The sequence below is a fragment of the Microbacterium gilvum genome, from assembly GCF_039543865.1.
GTDB classification, from domain to species: domain Bacteria; phylum Actinomycetota; class Actinomycetes; order Actinomycetales; family Microbacteriaceae; genus Microbacterium; species Microbacterium gilvum.
Map to the genome: position 1 here is coordinate 377,134 of NZ_BAABKO010000002.1, position 13,837 is coordinate 390,970.

The 13,837-nt window shown below is 72.6% G+C and carries 14 protein-coding genes; 2 read left to right on the forward strand and 12 right to left on the reverse strand.

What is annotated here, in order from left to right:
• Positions 1 to 54: 54 nt before the first annotated feature.
• The 6 genes from ABD998_RS07590 to ABD998_RS07615 all read right to left on the reverse strand — a co-directional run bounded on the left by ABD998_RS07590 (position 55) and on the right by ABD998_RS07615 (position 7,103).
• Complete coding sequence (locus ABD998_RS07590) at positions 55 to 1,650, reverse strand: ABC transporter ATP-binding protein (protein WP_345437657.1); 1,596 nt, start codon at positions 1,648 to 1,650, stop codon at positions 55 to 57.
• On the reverse strand, positions 1,647 to 2,459 hold the full coding sequence (locus tag ABD998_RS07595; RefSeq protein ID WP_345437659.1) for an ABC transporter permease: 813 nt from the start codon (positions 2,457 to 2,459) through the stop codon (positions 1,647 to 1,649). Before ABD998_RS07595 ends, ABD998_RS07590 begins: the two co-directional genes overlap by 4 nt.
• Entirely contained in the window at positions 2,456 to 3,520 is a 1,065-nt protein-coding gene (locus ABD998_RS07600) for an ABC transporter permease (protein WP_345437661.1), read from the reverse strand. The genes ABD998_RS07595 and ABD998_RS07600 overlap by 4 nt, the downstream gene beginning before the upstream one ends.
• 1 nt (position 3,521) lies before the next feature.
• A complete protein-coding gene (locus ABD998_RS07605) occupies positions 3,522 to 5,117 on the reverse strand; it encodes an ABC transporter substrate-binding protein (RefSeq protein WP_345437663.1) in 1,596 nt (531 codons plus the stop codon).
• Positions 5,118 to 5,170: 53 nt separating this feature from the next.
• Positions 5,171 to 6,373: a metal-dependent hydrolase family protein gene (locus tag ABD998_RS07610; RefSeq protein WP_345437665.1), complete on the reverse strand. Its 1,203-nt coding sequence runs from the start codon at positions 6,371 to 6,373 to the stop codon at positions 5,171 to 5,173.
• Between the two features lie 124 nt (positions 6,374 to 6,497).
• Positions 6,498 to 7,103, reverse strand: a complete 606-nt coding sequence (locus ABD998_RS07615) for a helix-turn-helix domain-containing protein (protein ID WP_345437667.1) — start codon at positions 7,101 to 7,103, stop codon at positions 6,498 to 6,500.
• A gap of 86 nt (positions 7,104 to 7,189) precedes the next feature.
• Between ABD998_RS07615 and ABD998_RS07620 the strand changes: the two genes are divergently transcribed.
• Positions 7,190 to 7,669, forward strand: coding sequence for a hypothetical protein (locus ABD998_RS07620; protein WP_345437669.1), 480 nt, complete (start codon positions 7,190 to 7,192; stop codon positions 7,667 to 7,669).
• Between the two features lie 18 nt (positions 7,670 to 7,687).
• Here the strand turns inward: ABD998_RS07620 and ABD998_RS07625 are convergent, their stop codons facing one another.
• The 3 genes from ABD998_RS07625 to ABD998_RS07635 all read right to left on the reverse strand — a co-directional run bounded on the left by ABD998_RS07625 (position 7,688) and on the right by ABD998_RS07635 (position 11,035).
• Positions 7,688 to 8,593: an ROK family protein gene (locus ABD998_RS07625; RefSeq protein WP_345437670.1), complete on the reverse strand. Its 906-nt coding sequence runs from the start codon at positions 8,591 to 8,593 to the stop codon at positions 7,688 to 7,690.
• A 374-nt stretch (positions 8,594 to 8,967) separates the two neighbouring features.
• Complete coding sequence (gene pyrE / locus ABD998_RS07630) at positions 8,968 to 9,546, reverse strand: orotate phosphoribosyltransferase (RefSeq protein WP_345437672.1); 579 nt, start codon at positions 9,544 to 9,546, stop codon at positions 8,968 to 8,970.
• A gap of 10 nt (positions 9,547 to 9,556) precedes the next feature.
• Complete coding sequence (locus ABD998_RS07635; RefSeq protein WP_345437674.1) at positions 9,557 to 11,035, reverse strand: carboxylesterase/lipase family protein; 1,479 nt, start codon at positions 11,033 to 11,035, stop codon at positions 9,557 to 9,559.
• 55 nt (positions 11,036 to 11,090) lie between these two features.
• Here ABD998_RS07635 and ABD998_RS07640 point away from each other — a divergent pair, with 55 nt between their 5' ends.
• Positions 11,091 to 11,936: an exodeoxyribonuclease III gene (locus ABD998_RS07640; RefSeq protein ID WP_345437676.1), complete on the forward strand. Its 846-nt coding sequence runs from the start codon at positions 11,091 to 11,093 to the stop codon at positions 11,934 to 11,936.
• A gap of 9 nt (positions 11,937 to 11,945) precedes the next feature.
• Here the strand turns inward: ABD998_RS07640 and ABD998_RS07645 are convergent, their stop codons facing one another.
• The 3 genes from ABD998_RS07645 to ABD998_RS07655 are packed head-to-tail and all read right to left on the reverse strand — an operon-like array spanning position 11,946 to position 13,747.
• A complete protein-coding gene (locus ABD998_RS07645) occupies positions 11,946 to 12,587 on the reverse strand; it encodes a dihydrofolate reductase family protein (RefSeq protein WP_345437678.1) in 642 nt (213 codons plus the stop codon).
• Between the two features lie 16 nt (positions 12,588 to 12,603).
• The gene (locus ABD998_RS07650; protein ID WP_345437680.1) at positions 12,604 to 13,305 is read right to left on the reverse strand and encodes a winged helix-turn-helix transcriptional regulator; all 702 of its coding nucleotides are present in this window, start codon (positions 13,303 to 13,305) and stop codon (positions 12,604 to 12,606) included.
• 4 nt (positions 13,306 to 13,309) lie between these two features.
• On the reverse strand, positions 13,310 to 13,747 hold the full coding sequence (locus ABD998_RS07655; RefSeq protein WP_345437682.1) for a VOC family protein: 438 nt from the start codon (positions 13,745 to 13,747) through the stop codon (positions 13,310 to 13,312).
• Positions 13,748 to 13,837 lie beyond the last annotated feature (90 nt).

A 13,837-nucleotide genomic window follows, 5' to 3' on the forward strand; every position in this document is an offset into this window, starting at 1 on the left:
GCCGGGACGAGGCGAGCGCCGACGCGACGGTCCCGGTCCCGGTCCCGGTCCCGCCTACAGCGTTCCCGGCACCGCCTCGAGCAGCTCGCGGGCGTAGTCCGACCCGGGGGCCGTGAGCATGCGCGATGCGGGGCCTTGCTCGACCACCCTCCCCGACCGCATCACGACGACGTGGTCGGCGATCTGCCGGACGACGCCGAAGTCGTGCGTGATGAAGAGGTACCCGAGGCCGAGCTGCGCCTGCAGGTCGACGAGCACCTGCAGGATCTGTGTCTGCACCGACACGTCGAGGGCCGACACCGGCTCGTCGAGCACGAGCAGCGTGGGCTGCAGCGCGAGCGCGCGGGCGATCGCGACGCGCTGCCGCTGGCCGCCGGAGAGCTCGGCGGGCAGCCGCTCGGAGACGGCGGCCGGCAGCCGCACCGACTCGAGCAGGTCGCGCACGCGCCTGGCCTGCTCCGCGCGGCCGCCGATGCCGAAGGCGCGCAGCGGCTCGGAGACGATCCGCTCGATGCTCATGCGCGGGTCGAGGCTGCCGAACGGGTTCTGGTAGACGACCTGCACCTGGCGGCGCCACTCGCGCAGCCCCGCCCCGCGCAGCGCCGTGACGTCGTCGCCGCGGAAGAGGATGCGCCCGCCGTCGGCGTCGACGATGCGCGCGGCCATCCGCGCCGTCGTCGTCTTGCCCGAGCCCGACTCGCCGACGAGCGCGACCGTCTGCCCCGCGGGCACGGCGAACGAGACGCCGTCGGCCGCGACGACGTCGCCGAACGCCTTCTGCAGTCCCTCCACCTCGAGGAGCGGCGGCCCGTCGGGAGCGGGCAGCGAGTCGCCCTCGATCGTCGGCTCCAGACGCCGGCTCGTGAGACCCGGTGCCGCCGAGACGAGCTCGCGTGTGTAGTCCGTGCGCGGGGCGCCGAGCACCTCGCGTGTCGTCCCCTCGTCGACGACGAGCCCCTGCTGCATGACGACGACGCGGCTCGCGCGGTCCTTCGCCACTCCGAGGTCGTGCGTGACGAGCAGCACGGCGGTGCCGCGCGACGCCGCGAGCTCCTCGATCTGGTCGAGCACGCGCCGCTGCACGGTGACGTCGAGGGCGCTCGTCGGCTCGTCGGCGATGACGAGCTGCGGGTCGCAGCTCCACGCCATGCCGATGAGCACGCGCTGCTTCATTCCGCCCGACAGCTCGTGCGGGTACTGGCGCGCCCGCAGCTCGGGGCGCGAGAGCCCCACCTCGCCGAGGATCTCGACGGCGCGCGCGGCGGCATCCGCCCGCGACATGCGCGCGTGCAGGCGCAGCCCCTCGGCGATCTGCTCGCCGATGCGCAGGACGGGGTTGAGCGACGCGTTCGGGTCCTGCGGCACGAAGCCGACGCGCCCTCCGCGGATGCGCCGCAGCTCGCGCTCGCGCACCCTGGCGAGGTCGAGTCCGTCGAAGCGCACCGAGCCGCCCGCGATCCGGCCGTTCTCGGGCAGGCGGCGCACGAGCGCCTGCGAGACGCTGCTCTTACCCGAGCCCGATTCGCCCACGAGCGCGACGATGCCTCCGCGCGGCACGCGCAGGTCGACGCCGCGCACGGCCTCCACCTCGCGCCGTCCGGTGCGGTACGCGACCTGGAGCCCTTCGACCGCGAGGATGTCGTCGCTCATCGTTCCACTCCGATCACGCGCGCGATGCGGGTGACGGCGAGCACCACGCAGACGATGACGGCGCCGGGGAGCACCGTGAGCCACCATGCGGTGGCGATGTAGTCGCGGCCGTCGCTGACGAGCGCGCCCCACTCGGGGGAGGGCGGCTGCGCCCCGAATCCGAGGAAGCTGATGGTCGACACCGAGAGGATGGCCGTGCCGAGCTCGAGCGCGGCCATCGCGAGCACGGGGCGCATCGCGTTCGGCAGGATGTGCCGGCCGAGCACGGCGAGCGGGCGCACGCCCAGCGTCGCGGCCGCCTCGACGTACTCCTCGCCGCGCACGCGCAGCACCTGCGCGCGCATGACGCGGGCGAAGCTGCCAGCGGCGCCGAGGCCGACGCCGAGCGCGATGCTCCACGGCCCGAATCCGAGCGTCGCGACGACGATGAGGGCGAGGAGGATCCCGGGCACCGCGATCAGCACGTCGACGAATCGCATGACGACGAAGTCGACGATGCGCCCGGCGCGTCCGCGCAGCGCGCCGCAGACCAGGCCGACCGCTCCCCCGACGAGTCCTCCCACGAGCACGGCGGCCGTCGCGGCCGCGAGCGAGAGGAAGGCGCCGTGTACGACGCGCGTGTACACGTCGCGCCCGAGCGCATCGGTGCCGAACAGGTGGCCGGCGCCGGGGGCGAGCAGGCGGTCGGAGGGCTCGCCCGCGAGCGGGTCGCCGGGGGCGATCAGCTGCGGCGCGAGGGCCATGATCGCGGCGAGCGCGACGATCGCGAGGGACAGGAGCGTCGTCGGACGCAGCAGGCGGGCCCTCATCGGAGCTCCTCCTTCCGGGGGGAGGCATCCACGGCGACGGCCCCCGTGGCGGTCGGGGGCGTCGGCTCGGAGAGCACGCTGCGCGCGGGGTCGCGCGGGCGCAGCCGCGGATCGAGCAGCGGGTACGACAGGTCGACGAGCAGCGCGGCGAGCGCGTACACGACCGCGACGACGATGATGACGCCCTGGATGACGTTGACGTCGCGCGCCTGCACGGCCGCGACGACGACCCGGCCGATGCCGTCGCGCGAGAACACCGTCTCGACGACGGCCGTGCCCCCGGCGAGGAAGCCGATGAGCAGGCCGATGCTCGTGACGGACGGCAGCAGGGCGTTGCGGAGGATGTGCCGCCCGAAGACGGCGAGGCGGGAGAGGCCCTTCACGTCGGCCGTGAAGACGTAGGCGCTCGACTCGGCCTCGCGGACGGCGGCGGAGAAGACCTGGAAGAAGATGGCGCCGACGGGGAACGCGAGGGTGACGGCCGGCAGGACGACGCTCAGCGGCGAGCGCGCGCCGGAGGCGGGCAGCCAGCCGAGCCCGAACGAGAACACGCTGATGAGCACGAGCCCCGTGACGAAGGCGGGCACGGCGACGCCCAGGGGCGGCAGCTGCACGAGGGTCTCACGCAGCCAGCGCCACGGCGAGAGGTAGGCGAGGAAGCCGATGAGCAGCGACATCGCGACACCGATGACGAGCGCGAGTCCGGCGACGGCGAGCGTGCCGGGCACGACGTCGGCGATCATCTGCGCGACCGGCCGCCCGGTCGCGAGCGAGGTGCCGAGGTCTCCTGTGAAGAGACCGCCGAGCTGGGCGAGGTACTGCTCGAGGAGGCCGCCCGCGAGGCCGGCCTCCTCCCGCAGCGCCGCGAGCTGCGCGGGGTCCACGGTCGTCGCGTCGCCCGACTGCACGGCGAGAGCGGCGAGCACGGGGTCGCCCGGCAGCACGCGGATGAGCAGGAACGTCACGGTGTAGGTCGCCCAGACCACGAAGACGAACTGGAGAAGGGGGGCGCCGATCCGCCTGAGGAGGCCGGCGGCCCGTGACGTTCCTGCCGCGGTCATGTCAGCCGAGCTCCACGTCGTAGAGGTGGAAGCGCGACGCCGAGTCGAACGCGAAGCCCGTCACCTCGGGCTGCGACGCGTGCAGCTGGTAGACCTCGAGGATCGGGAAGAGGTAGCCCTCGTCGATCACGGTCGCCTGGATGTCGTCGAGGATGGCCTGGCGCGCGGCCTCGTCGCTCGTCGCGGCCTGCTCGGCGAGCATCGCCTCCAGGTCGGCGTCGTCGACGACGGCCCAGTGCGAGGGCGCGGCCTGCTCGAACATCACGGCGAGCGCGTCGGGGCCGGTGCGCGTGAGCGCGGCGAACAGCACGTCGTAGCTGCGCTCGGCGATGGCCCCGAAGAACCCGCCCGCATCGGTGAAGTCGATCTGCATGTCGACGCCGATCTCGGCGAGCTGCAGCTGGATGAGCTCCATCATCTGCTGCTCGTAGAAGCCCGTCGCCGTGAAGGTGAGGCGCTGGCCGTCCTTCTCGCGGATGCCGTCCGCTCCCTCGGTCCAGCCGGACGCCTCGAGCGCCGCCACGGCGGCGTCGGGGTCGTAGGCGAGGGCATCCGCCTGGCTCGTGTAGCCGGAGGTGCCGCTGGAGAGCGCACTGGTCGGCACGTCGCCGCTCGCGTAGCCGAGCGTCTCGGTGATCTCGGCGCGGTCGATGCCGAGCTGGATGGCCTGGCGCACGGCGTCGTCGGCGAGGACGGGGTTCTCGAGGTTGGGGATGAGGCTCGTCGGGATGCCCGGATTCGCCTTCGCGTAGATCGAGTAGCCCTCCTCCGCGATGCGCGGCTCGTCGGCGTAGGGCAGCTCGCCCACGATGTCGAACTCGCCGGACTGCAGCCCTCCGACGCGCACGCTGTCCTCCGTGACGACGGCGAACTCGATGCGGTCGAGGTACGCGTCGCCCTCGTGGCCGCGCAGCTCGGATGCCCACGCGTACCCCTCGCGGCGATCCATCGACACCTCGCTGTTGGGCGCGTAGGAGTCGTACACGAACGGCCCCGTTCCGATGACGCCGTCCTGGCAGCGCGCCTCCGGCGTCTCCTCGGTGCTCGCGAGCGACACGATGCCGAGGCTCATGGTGCTCGCCCCCTGAAGGAACGCGGCGTTCGGCGCGTCGAACGACACGGTGAACGTCTGCTCGTCGGCGATCTCGGTGCCGGCGTAGCCCGAGAGGTACTGGCCGGCGAGCGTGGCCGTCGAGCCGTCGGCCGACATCTCGACGATGCTGTCGAAGTTGGCCTTCACGACGTCGCTCGTGAGCGCCGTGCCGTCGCTGAAGGTGACGTCGTCGCGCAGCGTGAAGGTGAACGACGTCATGTCGGCGGCGGACTCGTACGACTCCGCGAGCCACGGCACGATGTCGCCCGTCTCGGGGTCTTGGTCGACGAGCGAGTCGACCACCTGGCGCCCGATGTAGAGCGCCTGGGTCACGGTGGGCTGCTGCGGGTCGATGCAGCTCGGGTCGGTCTCGACGGCGAAGACGAGCGTGCCGCCGCCTTCGGACTCCGCGTCGCCGCCCGCGGCGCAGCCGGCGAGGAGCGCGCCCAGGGCGAGGGCGGCGCCGGCGGCGAGTGCCGCGCGGCGCTTCGGGGATGTGGTCACGATGGATCCTCTCGGGGGGAGGTGGTGCAGGGCCGGGTTGACGAGGGCGGGGTTCAGGAGGGCAGGGAGCCGGACACGAGGCGCCCGCGGGAGACGACGGCGACGACGCGGTCGGCGTCGATGTGCGAGACGTCCTCCCACGGGCGGCCGTCGAGGACGACGAAGTCGGCACCGAGACCGGGGCGCAGGCGGCCGATGCGGTCGCCCATCCCGATCGCATCGGCCGCGTCGCTCGTGGCCGAGACGAGGGCGCGCTCGGCCGACCAGCCGAACATGCGCGCCATGAGCCGCACCTCGGCATGCTGCTCGCCGAAGCGCACCATGACGCCGTTCGCGTCGGTGCCCAGCACGAAGCGCACGCCGGCCTGCGCGGCCCCGGCGAAGTTCGCGTCGCGCTCCGCGACGACGGCCGCCGCCTTCTCCCGGGCCTCCGCGCTCACCGGCACCGTGCCGTCCGCGAGCCGGTCGTTGATGAGCAGCGTCGGGGCGACGGGGACGTCGCGCGCCGTGGCGAGGGGCCACAGCTCCGGCACGAGGCCCGTGCCGTGCTCGATGGAGTCGACGCCCGCCTCGAGGGCGCGGCGCGCGCTCGAGGCGTCGTGGCTGTGCGCCGCGACGGGCATCGCGAGCGCGTGGGCCTCGTCGATGACGGTGCGGATCTCCTCGTCGGTCTGGTTGCGCCATCCGACCCGGTCGCCCATCGACAGCACGCCGCCCGACGCGTAGATCTTGATGCCGTGCGCGCCCTGCCGCGCCCACTGGCGCACGAGCTTGCGGCACTCGTCTGGGCTGTCGGCGACGGGATCGCGGTGCGGGTAGTGCGGCGGGATGAAGAGGTCGCCGTGTCCCGCGGTCATGCCCACCTGGCCGTGCACGCGCACGCGCGGGCCGATCTGCACGCCGTCGTCGAAGACGCGGCTGACGGCGAGCTGCAGGGCGTCTCCGGCGAGGTCGCGCACGGTCGTCACGCCGGCGCGCATGGCGCGCTGCGCCTGCGCCGCGATGTGGAAGACCTTCTCCGCGTCGGGCGTGACGAGCGACCAGGGCGAGCCCCAGGGCTGCTCTCCGGGGCCCGCGTAGCCGCCCAGGTGGACGTGCGTGTCGATGAGGCCGGGGATGACGGCGTAGCGCGGGGTCTCCCCCGCCGCATCCGCCTCGACGGCGGTGATCTCGTCGCCGTTCCACGACAGGCGGCCGGCGCCGAGGGCGCGGGCGCCGTCCCAGATGGCGACGCGGGACAGGGTGCTTTCGGGCACGGGTGCTCCAGAGGACGATCGGGTCGTCGTCGGACGGGGTGGGTCCGGCGCGTGCGCGTGTGCCGTCTTGCGGCCAACGCAACTAATTTACCGACAGTAAAACCTCTGGTGTTACACGCGCATGTCAGGCTCCTGCCGGATTGACCGACAGGAAGCGCGCGGGGCCCGCCGTCACAGCGGTCGGGCCGTGCGGCGTCTCCGCGTCGAGGAGGATCGAGTCGCCGGCCTCGAGCACGTGCTCGTCGTCGCCGTGGCGGAAGAGGATGGCCCCCTCGAGCATGTAGAGGAACTCGATGCCGGCGTGCTCGTAGAGCGGGAACTCGGCGGCGTCGGCGTTGAGGGTCACGATGACGGGCTCGAGCGAGGGGCCGCTCGTCGACAGCAGGTTGCCGAGGCTCGCATAGCGATGGCCCTGCCTGCTGCCCGCGCGGACGGAGTCGGTGCCGGCGCCGGCCTTGACCACCACGGCGGCGCGGGGTGCGTCCGCTCCGCGGAAGAGCGACGCCACGGGGACGTCGAGCGCCCGCGCGACGCGGTGGATGGTCGTGAGGCTCGCCGACGTCGTGGCCGACTCGATGCGCGAGATCATCGCGGGCGAGAGCCCCGCCCGCGCCGCGAGATCGCTCGCCGTGAGACCCGCCACGAGGCGGTGGTGCCGCACGCGGTTGCCGACCGTCTTCTCCAGACGGTGGTCGGCTGCCTCTGGCTCGCTGGCGTGCGGGTCGCTCATGCTCCACAGACTAGGCGGAGGGCAGGAGCCTCGATGTCGAGGGGCCTTCCGGCGGCCCCGGTCGCGCGCCGGGTACGATTCTCGGCGTGAGTCTCGACGAGGTGCTGCTGCGCGTCGACCGCCTCGCCGCGGGGCGCCAGCGCGATGTGCGCATCCCCGCCGACCGCCTCGACTCCCCCGCCCTGCACCGCGACTGGCTCGTCGTGCGCGTGCTGCTCGGCGTCGCGATCATGCTCGGCGTGAGCGCCGTCGGCATCGCGTTCTGGCTCACCCTGCAGGGCGTGCCGGAGCCCGTGCTCGTCTGGTTCCGCAGCGTCGTCGTGCTGGGGCTCACGGGCGGTCTCGGCTACTTCTCGTTCCGCGCCGAGCAGGGGTGGCTCTGGGCCTACTCGCGCATGCGCCTGTTCTCGTTCGTCTTCCCCGCCGTCACGCTCGTGATCGCCGCCGTCCCCGGTCTGTACCCGTTCTGGATGACGGTCGAGCAGGTGGCCTTCGCGGCGATCATGCTGACCGTCGGCGCGATCCTGTCGACGCGCCGCATGCGCACGGCCTACCGGCGCGACTGAGGCACCGGGGCCCCGCACTCAGCCCTGGAGGACGAGCGCGGCCGCTCCGATGATGGGGCCGTCGCCGCCGAGGGCGCTGCGGACGACGCGCGTGGCACGCGCGTACGGCAGGTCGGCCCAGTCGGCGAGCGCGGCCGCGACGAGGTCGACGTAGTCGTCGGCGACGTTCGAGAAGCCGCCGGAGATCGCGACCACCTCGAGGTCGAGGAGCGTCGACGCGTCGGCGAGGGCCTGCCCGACGGCGCGTGCCGACCGCTCGATCGCGGCGCGCGCGATGCGGTCGCCTCCGCGCGCCGCGCGCGCGAGGTCCTCCCCCGTCTCGCCCCGCCATCCCTGCAGCTGCGCCCACTGCACGCTCGGCGGCCCTGCCGCGATCTCCTCGACCGTGAGCTCGCCGATGTGCACCTGCCCGAGGTGGCCGGAGTTGCCCGACGCGCCGCCGACGGGCCGGCCGTCCATGACGATACCTCCCCCGACGCCCGTCGACACGACGATCGACAGCGACGCGCGGGTTCCCGCCGCGGCGCCGATCCACGACTCCGCGAGCGCGAGGCAGCCGCCGTCGTGGCGCAGGCGCACGACGGGATCGAACTCGCCGGTCGAGGCGATGACGGCGTCGCGCACCGCCTCGACGAGGCCGAACCCGTGCACCCCGCGCATGTTCACCGGGTGGATGGCCCCGGCCGCCTGGTCGATGGGGCCGGCGCTGCCGATGCCTGCTCCCGCGAACTCGGCTCCCTCGGGGAGGTGCGCGAGCGCGTGCGACACGACGCCGGCGACCGCCGCTCGCAGCTCGTCCGGCGTGATGGCGCGGCCCGTCGGGCGTCGGTTCCGGCCGTCGGGCAGCACGGAGCCGTTCCCGTCGACGAGGGCGGCGTCAATCTTCGTGCCGCCGAGATCGACGGCGAGGGCGATGCGGGTCATGGGTGCTCCTCGAGGTGGCCCGCCTTCGGGCCCGCCCAGCCTAGCGGCGCGGGGCCCCTCGGCGCTCGGACGGGTCTCGTGCGCGGCCGCGGCGCGGCGGCCGCACGGTGGGCGCTTCGCGGTGGGGCTTCGCCCGTGCGGATGTGGGTCCACCGGCGCTTCGCCAGTGCGGATGTGCGGCCTAAAGGGGTTCTGGGTCTATATCCGCACTGGCGAGGCGCCGCCCCGCACTTCGGGTGCCACGACGGCTTTCGCCAGCTTCGCCCGTGCGAATGTGGGCTCCGGTGCGCTTCGCCAGTGCGGATGTGCCGCTTGAGGGCGCTCTGGGTCTACATCCGCACTGGCGAACCCCGAGGAGATCCGAGGCGCGCCGGCTACTGCGCGTCGAGCCCGAGGTCGTCGAGGTCGACGGCGGCGAGCCACTGCAGGCCCTCGGCCTCGATGCGCTCCTGTGCTCCCGTCTTGCGATCGACGATCGTCGCGACCGCGACCACCTCGGCCCCGGCCTTGCGCAGCACCTCGACCGCCTTGAGTGGCGACCCGCCCGTGGTCACCGTGTCGTCGAGCACGACGACGCGCCTGCCCTCGACCTCGGCTCCCTCGATCTGGCGCCCGCGACCGTGGTCCTTCGGCTCCTTGCGGACCACGAAGGCGTCGACGGGCGTGCCTGCCGCCACCGACGCGTGCACGACCGCGTTGGCGATGGGGTCGGCGCCGAGCGTGAGCCCGCCGACCGCCGAGACTCCGTCGATGTCCCGGATGAGATCGAGCATGATGCGGCCGATCGCGGGTGCGGCTCGGTGATCGAGCGTGAGCTTGCGCATGTCGACGTAGTAGGTGGCCTTCTTGCCGCTCGAGAGCGTGAAGTCGCCGTGGAAGACCGCGTCCTCCGTGATGAGACGGATGAGCTCCTGGCGGTCGGCTTCGAGTTCGGGCGTGGATGCGATGGCCATGCGCACCAGCTTAGAGACGCGCGGCGAGATCCGACTCGAGCCCGTACGCGCGAGCTCCGTATGCCGAATCAGGCATGTCGTACACGAACGCCCCGGATGGCGCGTCGTCGACGGGAGCCCAGTCGGCACATCCCTCGCGCACGAAGCGCACCCAGTCGCCGTGCATCCGGTCGGCGAGGGGCTGAGGCGGCTCCTCGCCCAGAACGGCCGTCACGCCCTCCTGCGCCAGCCCGTCCCACGTGAACGGCAGGTCGTGACAGTGGCCTGCGGTGCGCGAGACGGGCGAGTGGTGGCGGAAGTCATAGAGCCACGTCGTCGCACCCCACGCCGTGGCCGCCGCCTGCGTCGCGAACCGGGCCACGGGCATCCGGAACATCGCCTCACTCAGCAGCTGACCCTGCAGGAAAGCCGCGCCGAGGCCGTCGAGCTCGGCGCGGAAGGCGGCGAGCGCATCGTCGCGTGCGCCCGCGGCGCCGAGAGCGGCCATCACGCCGTCGAGGTCGCCGGGTTCCGCAGGGAAGCCGAACTCGTTCGCCGTCGTCCCGATGAGGAGGGGCACGGGCGGTGTCGCGACGACGTCGGCGACGGGCGCGAGCACCTCCCCGTCGATGATGGGGACGAAGGCGAGCGGCATGGCGTCGCGGCCGGCTCCGAGGAGATCGATCCCGTGGGCGGGCTCCAGGCCCAGCGCCGCCCCCGCGTCGACGCGCGAGGAGGCGTCGAGGATCGCCTCCTCGTCGAGGGCGAGGAAGCCGTCGGCGCCGATGCCGTCGATCCCGAGCTCGCGGGCGAGTGCGCGGGAGACGGCGGCCCCGTCGGCGGAGGTGCGGTGCGTCCAGGAGGGCGACTGCGCGATGGCGCCGTGGAAGAGCCCGCGGGCGCCGGGCGCCGCGAGCAGGTACATCACGCTGCCGCCGCCCGCGGACTGCCCGGCGATCGTGACACGGGCGGGATCACCGCCGAACGCGCGGATGTTGTCGCGCACCCACTCCAATGCAGCGATCTGATCGAGGATGCCGCGGTTGGCCGGCATGCCGTCGATCCATCCGAAGCCGTCGAAGCCGAGCCGGTACGAGATCGTCACGGTGACGACGCCGTCGCGGTTGAAGGCGGCGCCGTCGTACCACGGGCTCGCGGGAGATCCTGCGAGGAATCCGCCCCCATGGATCCACACGAGCACGGGCAGACAGGCGCCGCGATCGCCCGGAGCGGGCGTGAAGACGTTGACGTTCAGCGTCGCCTCCCCCGGGACGGAGGGCTCGGGGATGGTCGTGACCGCACCGAACGGACGCCGCTGCGGCGTCGCACCGTAGACGGTCGCGTCGCGGACGCCCTCCCAGGGCTCCGGCGGCACGGGCGCCCGGAAGCGGAGCGCGCCGACGGGCGGCTGCGCGAAGGGGATGCCGAGGAAGGCGGCGGACCCGCCGCGGTCGATCCCGCGCACCTCCCCCGCCGTCGTCGTGACGAGAGGGGCGGCTGCGCTGTCCATGCGAGAACGCTATCGGCTGGATCGCGCTGTCGGACGCGCGAAATAGGCTTGTCGCATGCGCCTCGCCACCTGGAACGTGAACTCGATCCGTGCCCGCGTCGACCGCATCGTGTCGTTCGCCGAGCGCGAGCACATCGATGTGCTGGCGATGCAGGAGATCAAGTGCAAGCCCGAGCAGTTCCCCTACGCGGCCTTCGAGGCGGCCGGCTACCATGTCGAGGCGCACGGACTCAACCAGTGGAACGGCGTCGCGATCGCGAGCCGCGAACCGCTCGCCGACGTGCAGCATTCCTTCGACGGCATGCCCGGGTTCAAGAAGGGATACGACGGCGACGACGCGCCGCATGAGGCGCGGGCGATCTCGGCGCTCGTGAGCGGCGTGCGGGTGTGGAGCCTGTACGTGCCCAACGGCCGCTCGCTCGACGACCCGCACTACGCCTACAAGCTCCGCTGGCTCGAGGCGCTGCGCGTCGCGACCGAGGCGCAGCTCCGTGCCGAGCCCGATCTGCCGCTCGCCCTCGTCGGCGACTTCAACATCATCCCGTTCGACGCGGACAACGGCGATCCCGAGATCGTCCCCGGGCTGTCGACGCACGTCTCCCCTGCCGAGCGCGACGCGTTCTTCGCCCTCGAGGCCGCCGGAGTGACCGATGTCGTGCGTCCGCTCATCCCCACCGGGTACACGTACTGGGACTACCAGCGCCTCAAGTTCCCCCGCGATCAGGGCATCCGCATCGACTTCGTGCTCGGCTCGCGCGCGTTCGCCGATGCCGTCGCGGGGGCGTCGATCGCGCGCGACGAGCGGAAGGGCGACTCCCCGAGCGACCACGTCCCCGTCGTCGTCGACATCGATCTCCCCTCGGAGACCGAGGACGACGACGTGCCGATGATCTTCGGCTGACACCCGTCCTCAGTCGCCCATCGTCCCTGTCTGGGGAGCCAGGTCGACCGGGGTGTAGCGCAGCAGCACGGCGCCGCTCGGCCCCGCGAGGGGTGGCGCGATGAGCCTCAGATTCGCGGGCTGGGCGCCGTCGGGGAAGACCTTCTTGCCCTGGCCCAGGACGACGGGGTACACCCACAGCAGCAGCTCGTCGAACAGCTGCCGCGCCAGGAGGGTCTGAACGAGGTCGACACTGCCGATCACGGCCGTGAGGCGGTGCCGTGCGCGGATGGCCGCGATCTCCGTGTCGAGATCGCGGCCGATGCGCGTGCTCCCCTGCCAGGTGAGGTCGGGCTCGCCGCGTGAGGCCACGTACTTCGGCACGGCGTCGAACTTCCGCCCGATCGAGCCCGCGGGACCGGTCGTATGGTGCGGCCAGTATCCGGCGAAGATGTCGTACGTGCGTCGGCCGAGCAGCAGGGCGTCGAGCGCGTCGATGCCGGCTCCGATCTCGCGTCCGACGGTCTCGTCGGCGAAGGGCGCCTGCCATCCGCCGTAGGGGAAGGCGCCGGAGACATCCTCCTCGGGGCCGCCCGGAGCCTGCGCGACGCCGTCGAGCGTGGTGAACAGGTCGATGCGGATGCGTCCGCGGGTCGTGCCGTCCTCGTGCATGGTGTTCTCCTGCCGGTCAGGCGGCGATCTCCGCGGGTCCGGGATCGATGTGGAAGACGCGGGCGAAGCGCTCGAACAGCGCGGGGTCGCCCTGGAGGACGTGGGCCAGGCCCTGCTCGACCGCGTCGGCCGGCGAGAGCTCGCCGGAGATGACCGAGCGGATGGCCGGCCCGGCCGCGAGCACGACGTCCGGGTCGCCTTCGGGCGGGCGGCCGCCTACGGGCGGCAAGGCCGGAGCGAGCTGCGCGACGGCGAGCTCCCCGCGGCGCACGTCGGCGCGCAGCACGATGTCGCCGACATGCAGCTCGTATGCCGTGTCGGGCATGCTCGCGGCGACTCCGACCTGGAACGCCGTGCGAAGCGCAATGGTGAGCGAGTCCGGCGTGACGACGTCGCCCTCCCGAGGGTCTCCCATCCGCGTGAACCCCCACCGGCCGAGGGCGACCACGATCGGCTCGAGCTCGCGTCCGTAGGGCGTCAGCTCGTAGACGAGCCCGCACCGGGCGATCGGCACGCGCCGCACCACTCCCCCGGCCTGGAGATCCTTGAGCCGGGTGCTGAGGATGTTCGTCGGGATGCGCGGGAGCCCCGCCTTGAGATCGGTGTAGCGCCGCGGGCCGACGAGCAGATCGCGCACGATGAGCAGCGCCCACCGTTCGCCGATCAGCTCCACGGCGGTCGCGACTCCGCAGTACTGACCGTAGCCGCGCGCCGCCACCCGATCAGGCCTCCTGCTCGGCGAAGAACGCCTCGGGGCCCTTCTCAGCCGCGATGGGGTCCATCCACATGAACTCGATGATGTTGCCGTCGGGGTCGGCCATGCTGATGGAGTACATGAAGCCGTAGTCCTGCGGCTCCTTGTTCTCGGTGCCGCCCGCCGCGAGGACGGCTGCGCGGACGGCGTCCACGTCGTCGCGCGACTCGCGGCTCAGGGCCGTGATGACCTGAGCGCCCTCGGAGCCGAGCACGACGCTCTTCGACGTGAACGTCGAGAAGTACTCCTTCGTGAGCACCATGAAGAAGACGTTGTCGTCCCACTTGACGCAGGCGGCGTTCTCGTCGGTGAACTCCGGGACGATGGTCGTTCCCAGCGCCTCATAGAACCGCTTGGCGCGGTCGAGGTCGGTGACGGGCAGATTGACGAAGACGTTCGTGGCCATGGCGTGCTCCTTGCGGCGTCGGAGGGTTGCGACCGCGTCGGTGCGCCCGCACGGAAATGCTTGCAAAAAGCAAGTTCGGCGTCAAGGGCT